The sequence below is a fragment of the Roseivirga sp. YIW32 genome, assembly GCF_057219245.1.
The window spans coordinates 1,272,398-1,296,662 of the sequence record NZ_JBXVVG010000002.1 but is presented as its reverse complement, the minus strand read 5'-3'; the positions used below and the strand labels follow the sequence as shown (position 1 = coordinate 1,296,662).

Genomic DNA, 24,265 nt, shown 5'->3' with positions numbered 1-24,265 from the left:
TTACAATGTGTTTCTTAATTCTTGTTCTCTTTCAATCGCTTCAAAAAGCGCTTTGAAATTCCCTTTTCCAAAGGACTGTGCACCTTTACGTTGGATGATCTCAAAAAACATGGTCGGACGATCTAAGACAGGCTTGGTGAAGATCTGCAACAAATAGCCCTCATCGTCTCTATCAATTAGAATATTCATGGCCTTCAGTGGTTCAAGGTCTTCATCAATTTCCCCTACACGGTCCAGTACATCCTCGTAGTAGATATCAGGAACCCTCAAAAACTCCACTCCTCTTTCCCTGAGTTGCCTGACTGTCTCTATGATGTTGTTCGTTGCGACAGCAATGTGTTGAACACCGGCACCATTGTAAAAATCTATGTATTCTTCTATCTGCGACTTTTTTCTTCCCTCCGCTGGTTCATTGATCGGAAATTTGATTCGACCCGAACCATTACTCATCACCTTACTCATTAGGGCCGTGTACTCGGTAGAAATGTCCTTATCATCAAATGACACCAGTTGGGCGAATCCCATCACCTTGGCATAAAACTCACACCATTTGTTCATTTCTCCCCAGCCTACATTACCCACCATATGATCAATGTAACGCAGGCCTACTTCAGTTGGATTATAGTCTGAATCCCATTTCATGTACCCAGGCATAAAGGCACCGTGGTAGTCCTTACGCTCTACAAAAACATGAACCGTTTCCCCATAAGTATGGATCCCTGAACGCACAATAACGCCTTCCTTATCTTCTTCTTGACGAGGTTTAAAATAGGATTTGGCACCACGACTTGTGGTTTCTTCCCATGCCTTTGTTGCGTCATCCACCCATAACGCAATGACTTTTACGCCATCACCGTGCTTGTTAATATGTGCATTGATTTCGCCGCCTTCATGCAGCGGAGAGGTTAGCACCAACCTGATCTTATCTTGTTGCAAGACATAGGAGACTCGGTCTTTCATGCCTGTTTCCAGACCAGCATAGGCAACTGACTGAAAACCAAAAGCCGTTTTGTAGAAATGGGCGGATTGCTTGGCATTGCCCACATACAATTCCACATAGTCTGTCCCGTTGATCGGCAAAAAATCCTTTGCCTCTTTAAAAATCTTTTCTCCTGAATACGTGATGTTCTCAGTTGCCATAGTTCTGTTTTATTAATGCTCTAACCAAGACTTATGATAGTCTTCCAATACGATATCCATTGCTGCTTCTGTCACCTTTAAGGGTTTAAACGTGTCGACCATTACAGCATACTCTTCAGTTGACTTAGCGCCCAAACTGCGCTCCATGGCTCCTGGGTGAGGACCATGTGGTATACCCGCCGGATGCAAGGTGATCATTCCTCTTTCGATGTTATTTCTGCTCATGAAATCACCCTCCACATAATACAGCACTTCGTCGGAATCAATATTGCTATGATTATAGGGTGCAGGTACGGCTTGTGGATGGTAATCATACAAACGCGGTACAAATGAGCAAACCACAAAGGCATCGGTCTCAAATGTTTGATGTACCGGTGGTGGCTGATGTACACGGCCTGTAATGGGTTCGAAATCTTTGATCGAGAACGCATAGGGGAAATTGTATCCGTCCCACCCCACCACGTCGAATGGATGCGTTGCATAAACGTATTCATGGATCATCCCTTGTTTCTTCACCTTGATCAGGAAATCACCGTGCTCGTCGTGCGTTTCCAATTCACTTGGTCGTCGAAGGTCTCTTTCACAATACGGAGAGTGTTCCAAGAGCTGCCCAAACCAATTGCGATAGCGTTTTGGTGTATACATGGGACGATGCGATTCCACAATGAACAAACGATTCGCTTCTGTTTCGAAGGTCATTTGATAGATCATCCCTCTTGGGATCATCAGGTAGTCGCCATTTTCAAATTCGAGATTTCCAACGAGTGTTTTCAATTTCCCTTTGCCTTCGTGCACAAAGATCATTTCATCACAGTCGGCATTCTTGTAGAAATAATCCTGCATAGATTCTTGCGGTGAGGCCAATACAATTTCACAATCTGTATTCACCAGAACAGCTACCCTACTGTCCAAGAAATCCTTTTTCGGCTGTACGCTAAAGCCTTTCAAACCTAAGGACAACATGTTCTTTTCTACCGCGATCTTAGGCGTTACGTCATATGACCTCAGCACTTCTTTCACCTGAGTAGGCCGATGAACGTGATAAAGCAAAGAAGACATACCATCGAAGCCGATGGTACCAAACAGTTGCTCGTAATAATAGCCTCCGTCCGGTTTCTTAAATGTGGTATGTCGCTTGTGCGGTATCTTTCCGAGCTGATGATAAAAAGGCATAATTAAACCAGTTGACTTAATGAATATTCTAATCCTCTTTTGGAGATGCCTGTTTTCGCGGGTGACATCTCATAAACATGCTGCAAAGCTTGTCTGATCACATTCGATGTATCCTCAAAAATAGCTTCATCCGTAAGGGCTACTCCCCTTTGCATAAGATACGCAAAAACGCGCGCCATTCCACAATTGGCTATAAAATCCGGAATAACCGACAAATTTTCATCGGCGTAAAGACCAGTCTCCCCGAAAAAGATCTCCGGATCGTTGAATGGCACGTTCGCCCCACAAGAAACCACCTCGAGTTTGGTATTGATCATGCGATCGACCTGATCTTTGGTGATCAAACGGCTGGCTGCGGCTGGTATAAAAATCTCAAAATCCAAGTCCCAGATCTCCTCATTGATGCGCTCGTAAGGAATCATGGATGGGCTACTCAACTGATTGCCGTTTCGATCAAGGTGTAAGCTCCGAATTTCCTCTAAAGTGTAGCCTTCCTGTCTGTAGATTCCTCCTTCCCGATCAATGATACCCACGACCTTTACGCCCATTTGTGCCAAGTAGAAACCAGCAGCCGCACCAACATTTCCCCAACCTTGAATCACCACGCGTTTGCCCTGACACTGACCACCCCAAATGGCATAGTAATGATGAACGGCCTCGGCTACACCATAGCCAGTGATCATATCGGCGATCTTGTACTTGCGGGTAACGTCTGGAGAAAAATTAGGATTCTCTATCACCTTCACCACTCCATTTCTCAATTGTCCGATCCGATTGATCTTAGAGGCCTCATTCGGCTTAAAATGCCCGTTGAACACGCCTTCTTGCGGATGCCAGATACCCGCTTCTTCTGTCATGGAAATGACCTCATGGACTTCGTCCACATTCAAATCACCACCTGTTCCGTAATAAAACTTGAGCAGTGGACTCACTGCCGCAAACCAACGTTTTAACACCCCTTCCTTTCGTGGATCTTTCGGATCAAAATTAATTCCTGACTTCGCTCCGCCTATGGGAGGTCCTGACACCGTAAATTTCACCTCCATGGTTTTCGCCAAAGATTCGACCTCTCTTTTGTTCAACCCTTTACGCATCCGGGTTCCACCTCCGGCAGCCCCGCCACGTAATGAATTGATCACCACCCAGCCTTCTGCATCAGTCTCAGGATCCTTCCATTCGAATACGATCTCAGGGCGTTTATTCTCAAACTTTTCAAGTAAATCTTTCATAGGTCAAATTGACGAGCAGGATTGTGCTCACCTGTTTAACAAATCTACGCAGTAAGACACTATAAAAGACTTATCAACTATCTTTTTTACTAAAAACAGTGTTTCATTCTATAATTATTAAATCTATTAGTCTATTCGTATATTTCAATCTCAAAATACGCCTCATTTAAGAATATTATTCTATGGTCAAGCTGGACGAAACAGATATAAAAATTTTAGAGCAATTGCAGGTCGACGGAAGAAAGACCATCAAGGCGATGGCCGATGAACTTCATTTGACCACCACACCAGTATTTGAGCGGGTGAAAAGACTCGAAAAAGAAGGCATCATCAAACAATATGTTGCTTTGCTGAATCCGAAGCGCCTTGAACTCAACTTGACCGTATTTATTTCCATTAGCCTCACCAAACATTCGCGCTCACAGCTGGAGAAATTCATCAAAGAGATCAGTGCATACAAGGAGGTGATGGAATGCTATCATATCGCAGGAAACTTTGATTTCCTTTTAAAAATCGTTGTCAAGGGAATGAAAGATTATGAAAGCTTCATTCTAACCAAGCTTTCCACTATTACCAACTTAGGTCAGGTGCAAAGCTCATTTGTACTCTCAGAGAATATCCATAGCACCGCGTTTAAATTGTAGCCCAGCACTCAAGTGTGAAGAAACCCAGCCACGTTTCCCTTTAGGGATTAAGGGTGAGCTTTGGTTATTAACTTCTCTCTAAATAGAATCTATATCCTACCCCAGCCCTAAAGGGTGAGGGAATCGGGCGTCAGCTCACTTTAGAGATAAAGGGTGGCGATAGGCATTGACTTATCTATATTCAGAATTCAAATCCTACCCCAGCCCTAAAGGGTGAGGAATAAAGCGTTGGATCCCTTTAGGAATTAAGGGTAGCGCAAGGCATTGACTTTAACTTGATGCATGTATACGCTCAGGTTTTAACCAAAGGTACGCTTCCGACTTCCGACATAATCCCCTATTTTTGCGGACTGATTTAACGCAAGCACATTTTATGTCACTTTCTACGAAATACAGCCCCAACGAAATTGAAGAAAAGTGGTACAAACACTGGATGGACAAAGGCTACTTTAAAGCCAAGCCCAACCCACAAAAGGAGCCCTTTACCATTGTCATTCCGCCACCAAACGTGACAGGTGTTTTGCACATGGGTCATATGCTCAACAACACCATTCAAGATGTGCTCATCCGAAAAGCGCGCATGGAGGGAAAGGAAGCCCTTTGGGTACCAGGGACAGACCATGCTTCTATTGCCACTGAAGCCAAAGTGGTGCGTATGCTGCGCGAAAAAGGCATCAAAAAAGCTGATCTCTCCCGCGACGAGTTCATGGAGCATGCATGGGAATGGAAAGAAAAATATGGGGGTATCATCCTTGAGCAGCTGAAAAAATTAGGGGCTTCTTGTGATTGGGACAGAACAGCTTTCACCATGGATGAAGGCTACTACAAAGCCGTGATCCGAGTCTTTGTAGACCTTTACAAAAAAGGCTATATCTACAGGGGCAAGCGCATGGTCAATTGGGATGTAGAAGCACAAACCACCGTTTCGAATGAAGAGGTCATTTATGACGACAAGGAACAAACGGCTACTTTATTCAAGGTGCAATACAGCATTGTTGGGTCAGATGAAAAAGTGATCATCGCTACACAGCGTCCTGAAACCATCATGGGGGATACAGGAATTGCTGTGAACCCAAAAGATGATCGATTCAAGCATTTGATCGGCAAAAAAGCATTGGTGCCTTTCATTAATAGAGAAATACCAATTATTGGCGACGATTATGTGGAAATTGAGTTTGGTACCGGATGCCTAAAGGTAACCCCGGCCCACGATCCCAATGACTACGAGATCGGACAGCGACATAACCTTGAAATCATCGACACCATCAATTTGGATGGTACACTCAACGAGGCCTGCGAGATAGAAAAGTACATCGGCATGGACCGTTTTGCAGTAAAAAAGCAGATCGTCAAAGACCTGGATGAAGCAGGTTATTTAGTCGGTGAAGAGCAATTCACCACCAAGATCGGCCGCTCAGAGCGCACGAATTCTGTGATCGAACCGAAGCTTTCTTTGCAGTGGTTCATCAACATGAAAGAAATTTCCAAAACTGCCCATCAAGTAGTGATGGACGATGAAATTGAATTGGTGCCCGCCAAATTCAAGAACACCTATAACCACTGGATGGAAAATGTCCGTGATTGGTGTATCTCACGACAACTTTGGTGGGGCCATAGAATACCCGCCTATTTTTATGGCGACGGAGAAGACGATTTTGTCGTGGCTGAATCCTTAGAGGAAGCTGTGGTCCTCGCTCGCGAAAAATCTGGTACGCAAGACCTCACCGCAAAAGACCTGAAACAAGATGAAGATGTCCTCGATACCTGGGCCTCCTCTTGGATCTTTCCTCAAGCTGTTTTTGATGGCTTCAACGACAATTGTTTCGACACAACAACAGGTAAGATCATCAAAGGAAAGAATGAAGAGTTGGATTACTTCTATCCTACCTCCGTTCTGGTCACCGCCCCAGAGATTTTATTCTTCTGGGTGGCGCGCATGATCATTGCAGGATATGAGTACATGGATGACAAACCCTTTAAGCATGTTTATTTAACGGGCATCGTTCGCGATAAGCAACGAAGAAAAATGTCTAAGTCGCTCGGCAATTCACCTGATCCTTTAGACCTCATTAAGGACTTTGGCGCTGATGCCGTCAGAACAGGTATGCTCTTTTCCTCTCCAGCGGGAAATGACTTGCTCTATGATGAAAAGTTGGTTGAGCAGGGTAGAAATTTTGCCAACAAGATCTGGAATGCTTTCCGATTGATCCAGGGTTGGGAGGTTGGCGGTACGACCATGCCAGAAGAGAATCGAGTGGCCGTTCAATGGTTCGACGCACGTTTCAATGCAGCCCTTACTGAAATTGAGGACCATTTCTCCAAGTTCAGGATTTCCGATGCCTTAATGACCACCTACAAATTGATCTGGAACGACTTCTGTTCCTGGTACCTGGAAATGATCAAGCCGGCTTATGGTGAACCGATAGATCGCGCGACATTAGAAGTAACGATCAATATCTTCGAGAAGATCATGAAGGTATTGCATCCGTTCATGCCCTTCTTATCAGAGGAGGTTTGGTCTGAATTGAGGGAACGTGGAGAAGGGCAAGACATCATCGTTTCAACCTGGCCTGTAGTCAGCGAAGTCGAAGATGAAATGATCAAGCATGCGGAAAAGGTTTTTGAACTGGTTTCTCAGATCAGAAATACGCGAAGCAGCAAGGGAATCTCGCCAAAGGACACCTTAGACCTAGCCATCAAAACAGTTGACAAGTCCACCTACAACACTTTTGCGGGTACCATTAAAAAACTGGCTAATGTAGGAGAAATTCGATTTACGGAAGAAAAAGTGGACCATGCCCTCAGCTTTGTTATTCTTTCGGACGAATTCTTTATCCCGATGACGGAAGGCGCCATTGATGTGGAAGCAGAAAAAGCAGAAATGGAAAAAGAACTGGCCTATGCAAAAGGATTCTTGAATTCAGTCGCGAAGAAACTGAGCAATGAGCGCTTTGTGAATAATGCACCGGAGCAAGTGGTCGCCAATGAAAAGAAAAAGCAGGCCGATGCGGAAGCAAAGATCAAAACGCTGGAAGAAAAGCTTGCTGCATTGAATTAAGCATAGAACATATCATGATAAAGGAGGTAGTCAGTGATGGCTGCTTTTTTTATTTGATACTGTATTTCGTTCCTTTTACAAAGCGCCGATACACCTTCACCAAGGTCTTCTGAGAAAAGCCCAGAAAGAACATGACAAAAACTAAGAGGTTGGTCAGATTTGCTCTGAGATAGGTATTCTCTTGGACCTTTCTTGATGAAATGATCACGTGTTTCGGCATGATGTTGATCTTTTGATATTTCCTTGCCCGCAGCAGAATCTCATAATCTTCCATGATGACGATCTCATCATTAAAGCCGCCGATCAACTCAAAAAAGGCTTTGGTCAAATAGAGTGTTTGATCACCTCCTCGAAAGAAAATTCCCTGAAATTTCGAAAGTCGACTATTGAATGCCAATCCTTTATTTTCTGTATCAAACCGTACTTGATAGCATCCATAGTACCTTCCTGCATTTACACCCTGCCTAATGTCCTCGGCAAAACCATGAGGCAAGGTCAGGTCAGCATGGAGAAAGAAATAAACATCTCCTTTCGCTACCTTGGCGCCTTCATTCATTTGAATTGCCCGGCAACTCCGCTGAATCGAAATGACTTTAGCCCCTGCCTTTTTAGCCAACAATGCGGTACCATCTTCACTTTCTGCATCCACGACAATGATTTCGATCTTATGCGCTAAAGCCTTCTCGCGAATAGAGACAATTTGGTCCGCAATTAGGGCTGCCTCATTTAAGGTCGGAATGATCACGCTGATCGTCATATTTCTATTTACGAAATGAATAATGATTTCAGACCGTAGTCCTAGCCTAAATTTGACTAAATTTTGTCATGAGACGATTACTTCCCCTTTTATTCATCACACTTCTCGCATGTCAGGAGAAAAGCCCATGGCTCCAAGGCTTTGAAAAACCTGAGCAAAACCCCATCATGCGTGCAGATGCTAGCTACAGGTTCATCGACCCAATCACGGATACCTTAGTGGCTTGGCAAAAAGCAGACATCTTTAACCCTGCTGCTATCAATCGCAACGATACCATTTTCATGTTCTTTCGAGCCGAAGACAATCCAAAGGCATACTTAGGAGGAAGAACTTCTCGTATTGGCCTGGCATGGAGTACGGATGGGTTAAACTTCAACAAATTCGAAAAGCCTGTCCTTTACCCCGATTCAACGCGCCATTTGGCATTCGACTACCCTGGAGGTTGCGAAGACCCGAGAGTGGTCAAAGCAGAGGACGGAAGCTATATCATGACTTATACCTCCTGGAATCAAGATGTCGCCAGACTTTCCATTGCGCGCAGTAATGACCTGTATACTTGGCAAAAAGAGGGACCAGCATTAGAAGCTGCTTTTGATGGTCAATTCTTAGATACGTGGAGCAAATCGGGTTCTATCGTTTGCCGAAGGGAAGGCGATGAATTGATCGCGACAAAAATCAATGGCAAATACTGGATGTACTTTGGCGAAAGAGGTGTAAACCTTGCTTGGTCGGATGATCTTCTGGATTGGACCCCTCTGACCAATGGCGATGAATTGGCCATTGTGATGGAAACCAGGGAAGGATATTTCGACAGTTTCTTGACCGAACCCGGCCCTCCCGCTCTCGTCACTGATCAAGGCATTTTACTCATCTACAATGGCAAAAATGACGAGGGTGATCTTGCAGCTGACAACATCCCAAAAGGCACATATTGTGGAGGTCAAGCATTGTTTGACTTATCTGACCCATCCAAATTCATCAGCAGGCTTGATGAGCCCTTTATCTGCCCGACTTTGACGCATGAGGTAACGGGGCAATACAAGGCAGGGACAACTTTCCTGGAAGCCCTGGTGCCATTTAAGAACCAATGGTTGCTTTATTATGGTACGGCAGATTCTTTTGTCGGTGTATCCATTGCTGATCAATAACTCATTTCAGGAAATTGCGTAAACAGTGAAAATAGCTAACTCTTGAGAACAGAGAAAAAACTTACGATTGGTCGTTTTATTTTCGAGTTGATCATTGTCTTCATCGGTGTTTATGGTGCTTTTGAATTAAATCGTTATCAGCAAGTACAAAGGGAAAACGAAATCAGAGAGAAGTACTTCATCACGTTCCGGTCAGAGTTGAATAAGCTCATTGCCAGCGTTAGACAAGTGGAGCGATCCATCGAGAAAGAATTGGCAGAGATAGAAAGCTTTGATGATTCTAAAAGAAAAGAAGGTTTTTATCCAGTCAACCTAGTGTTCAATGAATCATTGCTCATTACCCAAGCAGGGCTCAACGCCGATGTTTTCGTTCAGTTAAGCCCAGATTTGGCCGCAAGTTTAATAGGAGGTTATGACTATGTCCAATCGCTGGAAACAATGACACATAATTATAACCAACTAGCGATAAACAAGCTTTATGGCTTACAATGGGGAGATCTTTTCATTAAGGATGGTTCGATGAAAACTGAGTTTGAATGGTATGAAAAACAACTCAAGTATTTACACTCAAACTTTAACAATGTTGGAGACATGATGGAAAACCAAGCGGGACCTTTTGTTGATGAGATCATCGCCCAATTTTGATCAGTGGTTCTTTTCCAATTTCTAGTAAGCTTAACTCACTGGGTTCACTAATCACTGACTATAACTTCAAAAAGGTCACCACATAATTGCCATTAGTTCCGGCTCTCACTCCTCCAATAGCATAATTAAATGTCCAGGCCATTGATGTTATCCACTAATGAGCCCCATAGACGAATCGTGTGGTTTTTATGAAAGCACAACGGCTTGCGGATGGCAGTCAAATGGGGCGGTGTTCAAAAACCAGCTATTGTAGGTGTCGTCACCAACAAGCATATTGTGAGGGGTTACTTTCAGTGATCCCCAAGCGAGACCACTCCTGCAAATACAAAAGTACGCAGCTCTGCTGCTCTCCTTTTTTCTGCCCTTGTTGGTGTTGTCAGCAACAAGCATAATAAATAGGATTACCTGCGGTTATCCCTGAGCGAAACCACTCCCACAAATACAAAAGTACGCAGTTCTGCTGCTCTCCTTTTTTCTGCCCTTTTTGGTGTTGTCACCAACAAACATAATGAACGGGATTACCTGCGGTGATCCCTGAGCGAAACCACTCCTGCAAATCAAAGCTACAAAAGCTATGCTTTTGCCTTTTTTCGTTTCCAGCCCAAAACGAAGCAAGCTTCTATTGGTCTAGAAACGAAAAAAGCTGCATCTCTCGATGCAGCTTTGTATTTGATGTGGGCGCTGAGGGATTCGAACCCCCGACCCCCTCGGTGTAAACGAGGTGCTCTGAACCAACTGAGCTAAGCGCCCAAACTTTTTTTGGGAACCAACTTTCAAGATTTATTGTGCCATTTGACACCCATCTTTCTGTTTGGGTCTGCAAAGGTAATTTTCGTTTTTATTATTGCAAACAACCTTCTCAAATAATTTTCATTTATTTCTTAACAAACGAATAATCTCCCCAAGCCTTTCTACTCATTCAGATTTATTTAAATTGCATTAACGCTACTATTCACGAATTCATGGAGGTCAACGAATTCAAAGCACTCTTTGACACTTATTACGATCCCATTCGGAATTTCCTCTATTATAAATGTGGTGATATGGACCAAAGTGAAGACCTCTGCCAAGACGTATTCATGAAACTTTGGGATAAACGTGATCAAGTAAAAAGTGAAACCGTCAAGAGCTACCTCTACACCATTGCCAACAACATGCTATTGAACAAGATTCGGCATGAAAAGGTGAAAATGAATTTTGCCGAACAGCACCAAATCCAACAAGAAGAAGAATCTCCCGAATACCAACTTGAAGAGAAGGAATTCAAAGCCAAATTGGATCTGGTGATCGGAGAAATGCCGGAAAAACAGCGAGAAGTTTTTCTGATGAACCGCATTGATGAAATGACCTATCAAGAAATTGCCGAGCGACTGGAGTTGAGCGTTAAAGCCATAGAAAAACGCATGCACGGCGCCTTGAATCATATACGTCAGCATCTCGGGCACAAGATCTAAATCTGCTGAGATTCGCCGTTGTCCGTATGAACTACGCCAAAGAACCCTCATCATTACACTGTGCGAATTTTAGTTGCCATCGGTTTCTTATTCATGACGACTACCTTGTTTGGTCAGAACATAGAGGCTACGCGCATTAATGAGGTTTTCGACAACACTGCGCTGAGCAAGGTGATCAGGACGCTTAAGAACAAATACGACATCAATGTGTCCTACGATGATGCCTTGATCTTGGGAGTAAATGTTAGTGGTAACTTTGCCAACACTCCGCTGACTGAATTTTTGAACGGCATTTTCAAAAACGCGGGAATTGACTACCAAATCGTTGGCAAGAACATCATTTTGGTCCCAAAAAGAATCAGTGTAGATGTCAATACGCCTAGTTTATTTGACATCACCCTTTTTGGTGTAGTTCGTGATGCCATGACCGGTGAAAGTCTACCCAATGCATTGATTCGAATTGAAGGCGGAAATCAAGGAACCATCTCCAATAGGGATGGCTTTTTCAAGCTGCCTTCGATCCCTACCGACACCAGTACGATTGAAGTGCGCTATGTGGGTTATCAAGATTCAAAAGTAAAGCTTAGTCCAGGAAAAGCACGCCAAACTGTACAGATCTTGATGGTGGAATCCACCATGGAATTATCTGAATTCGAAGTTGTTGAAACCGTTCCTAATTCCGTGAGCTATGGTGATGCCATCTCTCAAATGACCATCAACCCAAAGTCCTTGGCTTCTTTACCGAGTCTGGGCGAGCTTGACGTTTTTTGGGCCTTGCAGCTCTTGCCCGGCATTAGTGCTACCAATGAAACCTCATCGGCATTGTCCATCCGAAACAGCCCTTCATCCCACAACCTGGTCTTGTTCGATGGCTTCACCATTTACCGATTAGATCATTTCTTTGGTGTCTTTAGTGCAATGAATTCGGATGCCATTCGAGATATCCAGGTTTATAAAGGGGGCTTTGGCGCAAAATATGGCAATAGAATCTCAGGTGTTGTAGACATGACAGGAAACACCGGCTCTTACCTCGAGCCTAATTACAGCCTCGGGATCAATCTCCTTAGTGCAAAATTCAATGCCAATGTACCGCTTGCCAGCTGGAAGAGGAGCTTTGCATTTCAATGTCAGAAGAGCCTACACTGATATCATCAGAGGTAACTTATTTGAGAAGCTTTATGCCAATTACAGGGAACAGTCAAATCAACTTCAAGACCAAACCTCTGATGATTTTATCCGTCCGGATTTTTCATTTTATGACCTTAACCTCAAGGCCTCCTATAAACTAACGCAACGGGACCTCCTAAGCTTTAGCTTATACAATGGCAAAGACAATTTAGATACGAGTTACGACATTATCGATAGAGCGCCTGACGACCCCAATGACATCCTTAGTGTCAACACCTTCACAGAAATAGCCGAATGGGGTAATCGAGGACTAGGACTGAATTGGTCCAGGAACTGGAGCACAAACTACTACTCGAGCCTTCAAATTGCCGAATCGGATCATTACTTCAACTACTTCTTTGAAGACGAAGAATTCAACAGCATCGGAGACCAAACGCGCCTTTACCGCTTAGTCAGAAATAATGACGTCAAAGACCTACAGGTTAATTTTCACAATGAAATCAACTCCTTTAAAAAACATCGTTTAGCAGCAGGTATCAACTTTTCTAATCTACAGATCGAAAACAGATCGATCATTGAAGAAGAACGAAGTAGAGGGCAGACAAACCCCAACCCGACCGATCAAGGAAATACCATGTCCTTTTACCTTGAAGACAATTTTAACATAGGTGATAAACTCCAGCTAAAAGCCGGGCTACGGTATAATGTGAACGACATCAGTACGCAAAATTATTTGACACCAAGAATTTCATTCAATTATCAATTCCTTCCAAACTTTGGTCTAAAAGCTGCCTATGGCAAATATGTTCAGCTCTTACAAGAAGTCATTTTTGATGATCCTTTTTCAAATGTTCAAAACGGTTCGTTCCTAAGTGCTGAAAATGCCTCCAGAACCAATGGCTTCGATATCGATGTCATGACATCAGACCACTACATTGTCGGCATGCAATACAAAAAGGATCAGCTCATCTTGGATCTGGAATATTTCAGAAAGGAAAATGATGGGATCAATGAATTTCTGGTTTCTCACTTAGTTGACCCATTGACCAATGAACGCTCTCCCGAATTGACCTTTGCTAGAGGAAATGGTTACATCAATGGCATTGACTTTTTGATCCAACAATCAAAAGGCAACTACACGGGTTGGTTAGCCTACAGTTATGGACGTGCCTTTAACAGGCTGGATAATATCAACAGCGGAGCAGAAATTGCCGCTAGACTTGATCAACGGCACGAACTGAAATTCGTGCATCTACTTGATCTACCCAAGTGGAAACTATCGGCGTCCTGGATATACGGTAGTGGTCGTCCGTTCTTAGCTCCTGAGATCAATTTCATTTCTGACAACCAGGGAAATGTGATTAACTATGAGATCATTAACACCAATAAAACTGCAGAGCGACTTCCTGCATACCATCGATTGGATCTATCGGCTGCACTGAAGTTTGGCAACAAACACCTCAAAGGAGAATTCGGTTTATCGGTATTGAATGCATATAACCGCATCAACGTGCAAAGCAGAAGACTAAAAACCGATGCCTTGGAAGATGTGCTGAATGGGGTGGCTGGAGCGACGGTCCCTGATGAACTTTATCGGGACTTGGTATTGCTTGACTTAACCCCTTCAATATTTTTGAATTTATATTTCTAATTTGGGTAGGGTATGTATGTTAGTGCGGGTAAATAAAGCATAATGGAAGAAAAAAAGCACCATATCAATTGGGAGCAGCAGTGGTTAGAAGGCAAGATCTCTAGTAAAGAGGCTGCTGAGAAAGCTGCTGTTGACGATTTTGATGCTTTTGAGAAATTCGTTGAAGGTGCTAAGCAGCTGGAGGTTCCGTCGAACAAATCCAAACAAATCGCTTGGCAAGAACTGGAAAAGAAAATCTCTCAAACCCAACATTCACCTAAAGTGATCTCCATTTCGAGAAGAAATTGGTTGATCGGAGTAGCGGCCTCTTTCATCTTAGCTTTAGGTGCTTTTTTTCTGCTTCCGTCAAACGAAAATCTGAGTAATGAATCCTCAGTCTTTACGACCAGTTTGGCTGAAAACCGTACGGTCATGTTGCCAGACGGTTCTACTGTTCACCTAAATGCGGTGAGCTCTATTTCCTTTTCACCACAAGAATGGGAAGAAAACAGGCTAGTCCAACTTGAGGGAGAGGCCTTTTTCGAAGTAAAACCAGGAAGTCAATTCTCTGTGCAAACGAGTCTCGGTACGGTAACCGTCCTTGGCACGAGTTTTAATGTAAGAGAAAGAGAAGGAGAGCTGAATGTAGCCTGTAAAACGGGTAAGGTAGCTGTAAACAAAATCAATGGTCAAGAAACGGTCGCCATCACACCTGGGGAAATGGTAGCCATTACGAAAGGGGAATTTAGCGATGTGATTGAAATCAATCCTAACCGTGTTGCTTCTTGGCGCAATAAAGAATTTGACTTTGAAAGCATGTCACTGAGTGCCGTATTCAAGGAATTAGAAAGACAATACAACATTGTCATTACCAACGACTTTGATAAAACAACGCTTGAAGAACCGCTAACGGCAACATTGCCAACTGACGATCTTAATGCAGCGATCAAGTTATTGAAGTTGATAAAAAGTATAGATGCCGAAATCTCTGAAGATGGAAAAACCATCAGATTCACGAGAAAATAAGGTGAGAAAATAGGTGACAAACAAACTGGTTAGTTAACCAGGTCGCCAATTCTTAGGTTGAGGTTGAGGGATGGGTGGTGCCATCCCTCTTTTTTTATAGCACCTCGAGTAGGGTTTCCAAGGCCATTCCACGCGAACCTTTGATCAATACCTGAACTTCTTCATAAGGATGGGCCTTTAAGTAGTCCGAGAGCGCTTCTTTCGTAGGCCAATAATGTGCAGCAGGATTACCAATCAATGCCGTTCGCATCTCTTTACCACAAAAATGGACCTCTGTCTTCTTCAAACTTGTGGTGAGTCGACCGATAGCCTCATGCTCTTCTTCGGATGCTTCTCCTAATTCAAGCATATCACCCAAAATAACGACTTTGTGCTCTGCATCTCTCTTGTCAAAACTGACTAAGGCCTCGCGCATGGAAGAAGGGTTCGCATTATAGGCATCAAGCACAATGAGATTGCTACCCTTCTGCATAACCTGTGATCGGTTGTTGTCAGGGTCATAGGTGCGCACTGCTGTTAGTGCATCTTCTTTTGCTACGCCAAAATATTGCCCTACACACAGTGCGGCAGCAATATTATCTACGTTGTAGCCCCCGGTTAATGTGGTGGTCACTAATTGATCATACACCTTGATCTCTAATGCCGGCTTTTCGGAGACGAGTTCTACTTCCAAATCATTCCCTGGATTGGGGTAAGAAGTATGTTCAATACCTAAGACTTGAAGCTTTTCAACCAAGCGCGGGAAATTGGTATTCACGAAGACACAACAGCCAGAGGCTGCCAAAAAATCATACATTTCTGTCTTTCCCTTAAAGACGCCTTCCACACCTCCAAACCCTTCTAAATGGGCCTTACCAATATTCGTGATCAAGCCATAATCTGGTTTTGCGATCTGACATAGCATGGCAATCTCCTGTTGGGCGTTAGCCCCCATTTCGACCACCGCAAATTCAACGGCATCATCGATCTGCAATAAGGTAAGCGGAACACCAATGTGGTTATTGAGATTACCCACCGTTGCCAACACCTTGTATTTCTTCGCCAACACATCTCGAACCAATTCCTTGGTCGTGGTTTTTCCATTAGACCCCGTGATGGCTAAAATGGGGATATTAAGCTGCTGACGATGGTGCATCGCCAAGACTTGCAGTGCCTTTAACCCGTCATCAACGAGAAAATATCGTTCATCCTTTTGATAAGCAGCATCATCGACCACCACAAGGGAGGCGCCTTTGTCAAGGGCATGCGCTGCAAATTTGTTGGCATTAAAATTTGGTCCTTTCAGGGCGAACCAAATGTTGTCTTTTTCAATTGTACGGGTATCGGTAGAGATTCCACTACTCGAAAGATAGGCTTGATAGAGTGATTCGATCATATTGGAAAGGTTCGATCAAAGTTAATACACTAATGCAAAAAACTGCGTTATAGTACCTTGAATGGAGAAAGTTTTCAGCTTAGATTGCAGGCAATGAGCAAAGTACTCATCTTTTTGTTCCTTCTCTTTTGTAGCGGTTCCATGATCGGACAATTCCGGTTTCAGCCCAAATTTGATGTACCGGTTCGAGCAAATGGAATCCCCTTATCTCGGGCTTGGGAAGGAGGATTGAACGCAGCCCAATTTCAAACACTTGACCTCAATGGAGACAACGTTCAAGACCTGGTCATCTATCATCGCATCTCGCGTGACATCACCACCTACTTACGAACAACGGAGGGATACGTGCGCTCTCCTCAATTCGACAATGTCTTCCCAGCAGATACTCGTTCCTTACTCCTTTTAAAAGACTTTGATTGTGACGGCAAAAAAGACCTGTTTACCACAACTTCTTTAGGCATCAAAGTGTACCGCAACACCAGCACTAGCGATGCGATCTCTTGGGCCTTGGCCAAAAACTTCCTCACCTTTGACAATGGTGCCAACATACAAATGGCACCAACCGATATCCCTGGTATTGCCGATGTCAACGGCGATGGGGCGCTTGACATCCTCACTTTCCGGTTTGGCAATGCCAACTCCATTGACCTTTACCTGAACACCGGAACCTGCGGGAGTTTAGAGTTCACGCGCAGTGAACGGCGATGGGGGAATTTTGAGGAATGCGGGTGCAATGACTTTGTCTTTGGGCAAGCCTGTCCGACCAGCAACGTAAGCATGAGTATCCAAGAGCAGAATGAGAGCGAAGCCATTGCCCATATCGGCGGTAAAACCATCCTACTTTTCGATGCAGACAATGACGGTGACCAAGACCTGATCACCTCTGACGAAACCTGTGAAACACTCTATTTCATAGAAAATGAAGGGGATGCCAACAATGCCCTGATGACCCGTATTCAAAGATTTCCAGCGAACGATCCAGTGGGTTTTCCTTTCTTTCCAAGTGCCTTCTTGGAAGATATTGACGAAGACGGACTGTTGGATCTATTGATATCAACGAATGCCGATGAAAACATTGGCAATCAAATTGAATTGGCCGCTCATGTCAACGTTTTTCCGAACGTAGGCAATGCGCTAATTCCTGACTATCAAAACGCACAACCCTTCCTTCAAAATGAAATGCTCGATTTCGGTGAATACGCCTACCCAGAATTTGTTGATATCGATCAGGATGGAGATCAGGACTTGATCATTGGGAATAAAGGACGACTGGAGTCTTCCGGCTTTTTCGCCAAGCTGCTGCTTTTAGAAAATGTAGGCAACCCTGTAGCTCCTCAATTTGAGCTGGTGGATGAGAATTACTTGAGCCTGCTGGGTGAAGAATTGACCTTCATCAAACCCCGGTTTGTTGACCTAGACTTAGACGGCGATCTGGACTTATGTTATCAAGGCACGGATCCGTTAGGCAACTCAGCCATTTACTTTCGTCAAAACACAGGTAACCAAAATTTTGCCCCTGCCCTTAGCCTATCCATCAACATTGCCGCCAACGACCACGCCCTCTGGTATGACATCGATGGAGACCAAGATCCTGACCTGCTGTTGGGCAAACAGTTCGGTTCACTTTCTCTTTTTATCAATGAAGGAAATTTTACTTTCAGTCCTGAGCAAAGAGCCTTTGCCGGGATCATTGATGATTTCGAACGACTCAATTTAAATGTATTGGTCACTGATATTGATGGAAACGGTATCGACGACTTGCTTACGACTGACCTAAGCGGTGAACTAAGAGCGTATAGAGGGCCAATCGATCTAGATTTTTTGGCAACAAATCCTATCTCGAGCATTTATTTTGACAATGAAAGAACGCGTAGCTCTTCCTTGGGAATACAACAGGCCATGACCTCAGCCGATATCTTCGGGAAAGGGTTACCTATTTTGGTATTAGGCTCTATCAAAGGCGGATTGCTGATGCTGGACAACATCAGTGAAAATAATGGCAATCAAGAAACCATTCTCTTGAGGGTGAGGCCAAATCCTGCAGAAACGGAGATCAAGGTTCTGACCAATGCAAACGGTGTTTTAGAGGTTGTCAATATGCACGGGCAAAGGATAATTGAAGGCCTCCCCATCACTCCCGGCAATGAAGTAAGCCTAGCGACCAATGGATTGGCCAGTGGTCTTTACATTTTCCGTGTCGTTAATGAAGATGGACAAACACAAAGCACCAAAGTGATCATTCAATAATGCAGCTCTTCATTTACCTTCAGGCAAAACCCATAGAGGAGATTCATTATACTCATCCGCTTCGTAATGAGCTAAAGAAAAACTTTCCCGGACTAACCCTATTCGAAGCCGATCAAGCCTCCGATCAATACCAATTGGCTATTGGCAAAGACCTGATCAAAGAAGCCAAAAAAGTTGTCCTTTGGATCGAAGGCAATAAAGAAGTCAGGATAGGTGTCTTGGCAGGACTATTCGAAGCTTTACGCAAAAAAGAACAACCGATAATGACAATATTTGACGGAGAGCATCCGGTTTTAGCAAAGATGCTCAGCCTGTTCGACACAGAAATTCATCAGGAGGGAGATCTTGAATTGATCAAAAACTTTTTGACGATAGAGTAAAAGCATCAGCATCCAGTTGTGCTGGAAATTTTTCACGGTAGGTTACCAAATCCAGTTTGTTCAAGGTAAGAATTAGTAGTTCATCCTGTTCAGAAAAAACCATCACATCCCCCTTTGGATCAAACGCAGCGGAGTGGCCATTGTAAGCAATGGCATTCCCGTCATCCCCTACTCGATTTACGCCCACAGCATAGCTTAAATTTTCTATTGCCCGCGCCTTCAAGAGGGCATCCCAAGCGCTTATGCGCACAGCCGGCCAGTTGGCAACATAGAGCAGCAGGTCATATTCCAAATTTGTATTGCGAGACCACACAGGAAACCTTAGATCGTAACAGATCATTGGACAGATCTTCCAGCCTTTCCACTCCACGATAAGACGTTCATTGCCTTCATCAAAGTATTGATCTTCGCCTGACATGCGAAAGAGGTGCGCCTTATCGTAACTCACGTAATGCCCATTTGGCTGCATCCATAAAAGGCGATTGAATACCTTTCCATTCTCCTTGACCATGTAAGAACCCGTCACTGCGGCTTTCGTCTGGGCCGCCATTTGCTTCATCCACTTGAAGGTGGTCAGGTTCATCGGTTCGGCAAGACTCGTTTCCTTGGTAAAGCCGGTCTGGAACATTTCAGGAAGAACAATCACATCCACCTGCTCATTGAGCTGCCATATCTTTTCTTCGTACATGGCTAAGTTCGCATTGATCTCATGCCAGTGTATTTCGGATTGAATGAGTGCAAGTTTGAGTTGCTGCATAAACAAATATAAGGAGAAGACCCGCTCTATATGTCTTTGCACAGCAATATCAGAGCATGGATAATTTTTCGGCGGCCGCTGTTAAGGTCTCTTCATTTTTTGCAAAACAGAAGCGAAGCACCTTATTGTCTTGCTTATCTTGATAAAAGACAGAGGTCGGTATCGAAGCCACACCCACTTCTTTGGTGAGCCGTTCTGCGAAGTCTACGTCATGTTCATCACTAAGATCAGCGTAATTCATTAACTGAAAATAAGTACCCGATGAGGGAATAGGCTTGAATTTCGATCCTTTCATAGCCGATAAAAAGAAGTCACGCTTTTCTTCATACAGTCGATATACCCCGAGGTAGCGTTCAGACTCTTTTAGGTACTCGGCCAAGGCCAACTGTGAAGGTGTATGAATGGTGAAGGTGTTGTACTGATGCACCTTTCTGATTTCTCTGGTTAAAAGATCAGGTGCTACAAAGTAACCAAGTCGCCAGCCTGTGGCATGAAACGTTTTCCCGAAAGAACTAACGACTACGGCATGTTTTCGCAAGATTTCAGATCTCAAAACCGACAAATGCTCGGCCTTATCAAAGACAATGTGTTCATATACTTCGTCTGAAAGTAGCCACAACCCTGTCTCTTCAATGATACCTTCCAAGGATTCAAGGCCCTCCTGAGTCAAGATAGCCCCACTAGGATTGTGCGGTGAGTTAATGATCAATAGCTTGGTTTGTTCATTGATCGCATCCCAAACCAATTCCCAATCAATGGAATAATCAGATGACCGTAAAGGAACGCCAACAGCCACGCCACCATGCAGGTTGATGATGGGTTCGTAAGCATCGTAGGCTGGCTCCAAAATGATCACCTCATCGCCATGTCCAATTAATGCGGCAATGGTAGAATGGATCGCCTCGATTGCGCCACAAGTGACGGTGATGTTCTCCTCAACAGAAGGTTTCCATCCTGAGCAATTCGCGGTTTTGGTGGCGATCGCCATTCTTAAGGCGTGATGGCCCGGCATGGGCGCATACTGATTGTGTCCCTTTTGCATGTAATGATTGACCAACTCGATCAACTGAGGATCCACTGGGAAGTCAGGGAAACCCTGTGAAAGATTGATCGCATTATACTGTGTTGCCATTTGTGACATCTTGGTGAAGATGGTCACGCCTACCTCAGGGAGTTTCGATTCAAGCTGCATTGCCTGAAATTAATCAGGAATTTGCTACTCATCAAACTACATTGAACATAAACTCTCGCATGTATCTATGCGATCAGAACGCTGGAAAAAGTGTAGATAGTTGAATCAATTTATGCCATAAGGGGTTAAACCAAGGTGGAAAAGAGCGACAACAAAATCATCATACTGGGTGCAGGACTAGCAGGGCTCACATTGGCTTATGAATTAAAGAAGAGTGGAACTGAAGCCCTCATATTAGAAGCGAGAGACCGGTCTGGTGGTAGAATTCATACACTAAACAAAAGTGGAACCACGCTAGAACTTGGAGCCACTTGGTTTGCTGACAAACACCAGCATCTCATCAACCTTATCCAAGAACTGGGTATTGGGATAGTCGAGCAAGACTATGGTCAATATGCCGTCTATGAGCAGCCAGATGGACATGCCCAATTATACGAATTGCCGAATCAAACAGAAACAAGTTACCGCATCAAGGGAGGTACGGCCCAATTGATCCAAGCGTTGCAGAGCATGCTTTCAAAAGACCAAATTGCATTCGATCATCAGGTACTCAGTTTACGCTTTCAAGACACACAAGTCAACATTGAAACCAACAAAGGGTCATTCACAACTCAAACTGTCGTCAATACCCTTCCACCCCATCTTTTTGCCGAGACCATCAAGTGTATTCCCGAATTACCCTCAGCATCAGTAAAGCTGTTTGGAACTACACATACTTGGATGGGTGAATCCATCAAAGTAGGTTTATTCTCAAAAGACCCGTTCTGGCAGCACATGAAAGTAGGCACTATTTACTCCCAGAAAGGACCTGTTACAGAAATGTATGATCACTCCAACGAAAAAGGCTACGCCCTAAAAGGTTTTGTCCATGAGCAATGGGCGCAACAGCCTGCTACGATTCGGGAGCAAGCCGTTAGAAATCAGCTATCCCGATTTTTCGAAAAAGAAAAGATCGCTACATGTGATTATGCAGAGATGGACTGGTCAACTGAGCCTTTTACGTTTAAGGCATACCCAACTCCAGTTATGCCTCATCAAAATAATGGCAACCCCCTTTTAGCAGAGCCACTTTTTGAAGGAAAACTGCTTCAAGCGGGTAGTGAAACAGCACCTTCCTTTCCCGGCTACATGGATGGAGCGGTCGAGGCAGCAAAAAGAGTCGCCGAACTTCTCAAAAGATCCGATCGAATAAGCATTTGACTCAATAGAGACACTTTTTACAAAATCATTTATCGATGAAATATGCGATTAATCGATGAAATCTGTCGAGTTATCGAACCTCTGCTATTCTTCAAGGAATTTCCAGGACTTTTGCTATATGAAGAAATTTATCCTTGGTCTAGCCGTACTTTTTTTGGTTGGATGTATTCAAGAACCAGAGATCATTCAAGAAGATGCGAATGCTATACAGGAGATTGTTTTTCCTGAAGATTTCACCTTTGAAACGAGTAAAACGGTCCAACTGCTAATCAACGATAAAGGGAGTTCTTCAGCAAAATACGCCTTAACCTATGAACTTGAGGGGCTTGAGCAGTCGATCGGTAATTATGTCAAGCAGCCAAATGGACTTGATGTCCAGTTTACCGTTCCCACAAGCACCACAAAGATCAAAGTCATTAAAATTGAAGCGAATGCTTCGCAAGTTTTTCCAATTGACATCTTGGGCACCACTGCTCGCCTAGACATTTTTTCCTATGCCTCAGAGGCTGCTTCAGCCAATTGTTATGACCATTTGTATGCCGTCAATAACAATGCTCAGTTCTTTTCCATAGATGTGAGCACCAATGATTTCAACGAAGTGGCCTTACCCACTTTACCCGGAGGATCGATAGCCAATGCATTAGACCAAGCAAACAACATGGTTTACATCAATGTGGGAAAAACGCTCTATGCCTATGATATCGCAACGCAAGAATTCAACATCAAGCATACATCAAATCCGTTCAACGGAAGCTACCCAAGACTGGAGTTTTATCAAGGTCATTTTTACATGTCGAACAACACCAAGATGTATAAAGTGCTTGCCGAAACCAATGAGGTTGTCGCGTCATACGATATTAATGGTTTTATCAATAACAGTGGTGGCGGTGACCTGGCTTTTGACTCGAACGGAGAACTTTACCTTGCCTGCTTTTCGGGACTTTATAAGTTCACGGAAATCAATGACGAAAACGGCACTGCTGAGATCGTCAGAATAAGTGCGGAAAACTTCCCTTTTCAATTGACCTCCATGGCCATTGATCGCCAAGATCGAATTTTTGTGGGAACGAATGATGCCAACTCCAATCTCATCCAGATCAGTAAAGAAGATGGCGCTTACAGCATTGTCAAAACCTTTGATAAAAAGATCAATGACCTGACTGCCTGGAAATGTGCAGCAGAAGATTTAGGCCAAGTCGATTCCGACAATGACGGGGTCATTGACGAATTAGACGACTATCCGAACGATCCTGAGGCAGCTGCCGATGTGTATACACCTTCTGCTCTGGGAATGGGCTCTTTTGCATTTGAAGATCTTTGGCCAAAGCTTGGAGACTACGATTTCAACGACATGGTGGTAAGCTATCGATTTACGAACGTTTTGAATAGTGCAAATCAAAGCGTGCGATTGAAAATGAATTTTGTGCTGAAAGCCGTTGGCGCTGGGGAACGCAGTGGTTTTGGTATTGAACTTGATGTTGATCCTGCCCTCATTGCTTCAGTCAGCGGCTTTAGTACGCTGGGAAATAATACCACAATCAATGAAAAAGGACTTGAAAGTGGACAGAATAAAGCAACAATAATCGTCTTTAACGACTCATACAATCATGTGCAACCGGCTGCTGGGGAGCGATTTGTCAATACAGAACCTACTGAATCTGTGATTCCCAACGTCCCTTTTGAAATCATTATTGAATTCACTCAACCCATTGACCCCACGCTGCTAGGAGAAGCGCCGTTCAACCCTTTTATTTTCAAGAGCACCGAGCGAGGTAAGGAAATTCATCTTGCCGGAAAACAACCCACTCAACTCGCGAACAACGCATTATTCGGTACACTCGAAGATGACACTGATTTTAATGCGGGCAAAACGTATCAGACCAAGAATAACCTACCCTGGGCTATTCATATCATACATAATTTCAGGTATCCGGTGGAAAGAGCACGGATCGATCAAGGATATACCAAATTCGTGGATTGGTCGATCAGCTCAGGTACAGTCTACAAAGATTGGTATGGAGACAACAACGGGTACAGGAACACCTCACTTCTTTTCTTTAACGAGCAATAAGAGGGATTACC

The 24,265-nt window shown here is 43.9% G+C and carries 19 protein-coding genes and 1 tRNA gene; 12 read left to right on the top strand and 8 right to left on the bottom strand.

The annotated features are described in order from the left end of the window. The 3 genes from hppD to AC2D6U_RS14590 are packed head-to-tail and all read right to left on the bottom strand — an operon-like array spanning position 1 to position 3,542. Positions 1 to 1,140, bottom strand: a complete 1,140-nt coding sequence (gene hppD, locus AC2D6U_RS14600; protein ID WP_484721728.1) for a 4-hydroxyphenylpyruvate dioxygenase — start codon at positions 1,138 to 1,140, stop codon at positions 1 to 3. 12 nt (positions 1,141 to 1,152) lie between these two features. Then, entirely contained in the window at positions 1,153 to 2,313 is a 1,161-nt protein-coding gene (locus AC2D6U_RS14595; protein ID WP_484721727.1) for a homogentisate 1,2-dioxygenase, read from the bottom strand. A gap of 2 nt (positions 2,314 to 2,315) precedes the next feature. Further along, positions 2,316 to 3,542 (bottom strand): Glu/Leu/Phe/Val dehydrogenase dimerization domain-containing protein, encoded by a 1,227-nt coding sequence (locus AC2D6U_RS14590; protein WP_484721726.1) that lies wholly within the window; start codon positions 3,540 to 3,542, stop codon positions 2,316 to 2,318. 182 nt (positions 3,543 to 3,724) lie between these two features. Between AC2D6U_RS14590 and AC2D6U_RS14585 the strand changes: the two genes are divergently transcribed. Next, a complete protein-coding gene (locus AC2D6U_RS14585; protein ID WP_484721725.1) occupies positions 3,725 to 4,186 on the top strand; it encodes an Lrp/AsnC family transcriptional regulator in 462 nt (153 codons plus the stop codon). Between the two features lie 373 nt (positions 4,187 to 4,559). Further along, complete coding sequence (locus AC2D6U_RS14580) at positions 4,560 to 7,244, top strand: valine--tRNA ligase (RefSeq protein WP_484721724.1); 2,685 nt, start codon at positions 4,560 to 4,562, stop codon at positions 7,242 to 7,244. Positions 7,245 to 7,293: 49 nt separating this feature from the next. Here the strand turns inward: AC2D6U_RS14580 and AC2D6U_RS14575 are convergent, their stop codons facing one another. Then, on the bottom strand, positions 7,294 to 8,001 hold the full coding sequence (locus AC2D6U_RS14575) for a TIGR04283 family arsenosugar biosynthesis glycosyltransferase (RefSeq protein WP_484721723.1): 708 nt from the start codon (positions 7,999 to 8,001) through the stop codon (positions 7,294 to 7,296). Between the two features lie 68 nt (positions 8,002 to 8,069). Between AC2D6U_RS14575 and AC2D6U_RS14570 the strand changes: the two genes are divergently transcribed. Both AC2D6U_RS14570 and AC2D6U_RS14565 read left to right on the top strand, forming a co-directional pair. Continuing rightward, positions 8,070 to 9,149, top strand: a complete 1,080-nt coding sequence (locus AC2D6U_RS14570) for a glycoside hydrolase family 130 protein (RefSeq protein ID WP_484721722.1) — start codon at positions 8,070 to 8,072, stop codon at positions 9,147 to 9,149. Positions 9,150 to 9,191: 42 nt separating this feature from the next. Next, positions 9,192 to 9,794, top strand: coding sequence for a hypothetical protein (locus AC2D6U_RS14565; protein WP_484721721.1), 603 nt, complete (start codon positions 9,192 to 9,194; stop codon positions 9,792 to 9,794). 675 nt (positions 9,795 to 10,469) lie between these two features. Here AC2D6U_RS14565 and AC2D6U_RS14560 read toward each other — a convergent pair. Then, positions 10,470 to 10,544 (bottom strand) — tRNA-Val (locus AC2D6U_RS14560). A gap of 212 nt (positions 10,545 to 10,756) precedes the next feature. Between AC2D6U_RS14560 and AC2D6U_RS14555 the strand changes: the two genes are divergently transcribed. The 4 genes from AC2D6U_RS14555 to AC2D6U_RS14540 are packed head-to-tail and all read left to right on the top strand — an operon-like array spanning position 10,757 to position 15,032. Continuing rightward, on the top strand, positions 10,757 to 11,248 hold the full coding sequence (locus tag AC2D6U_RS14555) for an RNA polymerase sigma factor (RefSeq protein WP_484721720.1): 492 nt from the start codon (positions 10,757 to 10,759) through the stop codon (positions 11,246 to 11,248). Positions 11,249 to 11,308: 60 nt separating this feature from the next. Next, positions 11,309 to 12,394 (top strand): carboxypeptidase-like regulatory domain-containing protein, encoded by a 1,086-nt coding sequence (locus AC2D6U_RS14550; protein ID WP_484721719.1) that lies wholly within the window; start codon positions 11,309 to 11,311, stop codon positions 12,392 to 12,394. After that, positions 12,333 to 14,027: a TonB-dependent receptor plug domain-containing protein gene (locus AC2D6U_RS14545; RefSeq protein ID WP_484721718.1), complete on the top strand. Its 1,695-nt coding sequence runs from the start codon at positions 12,333 to 12,335 to the stop codon at positions 14,025 to 14,027. The genes AC2D6U_RS14550 and AC2D6U_RS14545 overlap by 62 nt, the downstream gene beginning before the upstream one ends. A gap of 42 nt (positions 14,028 to 14,069) precedes the next feature. Then, a complete protein-coding gene (locus AC2D6U_RS14540; protein WP_484721717.1) occupies positions 14,070 to 15,032 on the top strand; it encodes a FecR family protein in 963 nt (320 codons plus the stop codon). Positions 15,033 to 15,126: 94 nt separating this feature from the next. Here AC2D6U_RS14540 and AC2D6U_RS14535 read toward each other — a convergent pair whose 3' ends face one another. Further along, entirely contained in the window at positions 15,127 to 16,407 is a 1,281-nt protein-coding gene (locus tag AC2D6U_RS14535) for a UDP-N-acetylmuramoyl-tripeptide--D-alanyl-D-alanine ligase (RefSeq protein WP_484721716.1), read from the bottom strand. Between the two features lie 93 nt (positions 16,408 to 16,500). Between AC2D6U_RS14535 and AC2D6U_RS14530 the strand changes: the two genes are divergently transcribed. Next, positions 16,501 to 18,654, top strand: a complete 2,154-nt coding sequence (locus AC2D6U_RS14530; RefSeq protein ID WP_484721715.1) for a T9SS type A sorting domain-containing protein — start codon at positions 16,501 to 16,503, stop codon at positions 18,652 to 18,654. Then, positions 18,654 to 19,034, top strand: coding sequence for a hypothetical protein (locus AC2D6U_RS14525; protein ID WP_484721714.1), 381 nt, complete (start codon positions 18,654 to 18,656; stop codon positions 19,032 to 19,034). The genes AC2D6U_RS14530 and AC2D6U_RS14525 overlap by 1 nt, the downstream gene beginning before the upstream one ends. Here the strand turns inward: AC2D6U_RS14525 and AC2D6U_RS14520 are convergent. Both AC2D6U_RS14520 and AC2D6U_RS14515 read right to left on the bottom strand, forming a co-directional pair. Next, positions 19,009 to 19,791, bottom strand: a complete 783-nt coding sequence (locus AC2D6U_RS14520) for an amidohydrolase (protein ID WP_484721713.1) — start codon at positions 19,789 to 19,791, stop codon at positions 19,009 to 19,011. The genes AC2D6U_RS14525 and AC2D6U_RS14520 overlap by 26 nt on opposite strands. Positions 19,792 to 19,840: 49 nt before the next feature. Continuing rightward, positions 19,841 to 20,983: a methionine aminotransferase gene (locus AC2D6U_RS14515; RefSeq protein ID WP_484721712.1), complete on the bottom strand. Its 1,143-nt coding sequence runs from the start codon at positions 20,981 to 20,983 to the stop codon at positions 19,841 to 19,843. 135 nt (positions 20,984 to 21,118) lie between these two features. On the opposite strand from AC2D6U_RS14515, the gene AC2D6U_RS14510 reads away from it, so the two are divergent. Both AC2D6U_RS14510 and AC2D6U_RS14505 read left to right on the top strand, forming a co-directional pair. Then, entirely contained in the window at positions 21,119 to 22,183 is a 1,065-nt protein-coding gene (locus AC2D6U_RS14510; protein WP_484721711.1) for a flavin monoamine oxidase family protein, read from the top strand. Between the two features lie 118 nt (positions 22,184 to 22,301). Further along, on the top strand, positions 22,302 to 24,254 hold the full coding sequence (locus AC2D6U_RS14505) for an LruC domain-containing protein (protein WP_484721710.1): 1,953 nt from the start codon (positions 22,302 to 22,304) through the stop codon (positions 24,252 to 24,254). The last annotated feature ends 11 nt before the right edge of the window (positions 24,255 to 24,265 follow it).

Bases quoted from the DNA above. Each gene is read 5' to 3' on its own strand.
- AC2D6U_RS14520 (WP_484721713.1), bottom strand. From the start codon at position 19,791: ATGCAGCAACTCAAACTTGCACTCATTCAATCCGAAATACACTGGCAT.
- AC2D6U_RS14540 (WP_484721717.1), top strand. From the start codon at position 14,070: ATGGAAGAAAAAAAGCACCATATCAATTGGGAGCAGCAGTGGTTAGAA.
- AC2D6U_RS14535 (WP_484721716.1), bottom strand. From the start codon at position 16,407: ATGATCGAATCACTCTATCAAGCCTATCTTTCGAGTAGTGGAATCTCT.
- AC2D6U_RS14555 (WP_484721720.1), top strand. From the start codon at position 10,757: ATGGAGGTCAACGAATTCAAAGCACTCTTTGACACTTATTACGATCCC.
- AC2D6U_RS14505 (WP_484721710.1), top strand. From the start codon at position 22,302: ATGAAGAAATTTATCCTTGGTCTAGCCGTACTTTTTTTGGTTGGATGT.
- AC2D6U_RS14580 (WP_484721724.1), top strand. From the start codon at position 4,560: ATGTCACTTTCTACGAAATACAGCCCCAACGAAATTGAAGAAAAGTGG.
- hppD (WP_484721728.1), bottom strand. From the start codon at position 1,140: ATGGCAACTGAGAACATCACGTATTCAGGAGAAAAGATTTTTAAAGAG.
- AC2D6U_RS14530 (WP_484721715.1), top strand. From the start codon at position 16,501: ATGAGCAAAGTACTCATCTTTTTGTTCCTTCTCTTTTGTAGCGGTTCC.
- AC2D6U_RS14545 (WP_484721718.1), top strand. From the start codon at position 12,333: ATGTACCGCTTGCCAGCTGGAAGAGGAGCTTTGCATTTCAATGTCAGA.
- AC2D6U_RS14515 (WP_484721712.1), bottom strand. From the start codon at position 20,983: ATGCAGCTTGAATCGAAACTCCCTGAGGTAGGCGTGACCATCTTCACC.
- AC2D6U_RS14575 (WP_484721723.1), bottom strand. From the start codon at position 8,001: ATGACGATCAGCGTGATCATTCCGACCTTAAATGAGGCAGCCCTAATT.
- AC2D6U_RS14525 (WP_484721714.1), top strand. From the start codon at position 18,654: ATGCAGCTCTTCATTTACCTTCAGGCAAAACCCATAGAGGAGATTCAT.
- AC2D6U_RS14595 (WP_484721727.1), bottom strand. From the start codon at position 2,313: ATGCCTTTTTATCATCAGCTCGGAAAGATACCGCACAAGCGACATACC.
- AC2D6U_RS14590 (WP_484721726.1), bottom strand. From the start codon at position 3,542: ATGAAAGATTTACTTGAAAAGTTTGAGAATAAACGCCCTGAGATCGTA.
- AC2D6U_RS14570 (WP_484721722.1), top strand. From the start codon at position 8,070: ATGAGACGATTACTTCCCCTTTTATTCATCACACTTCTCGCATGTCAG.
- AC2D6U_RS14585 (WP_484721725.1), top strand. From the start codon at position 3,725: ATGGTCAAGCTGGACGAAACAGATATAAAAATTTTAGAGCAATTGCAG.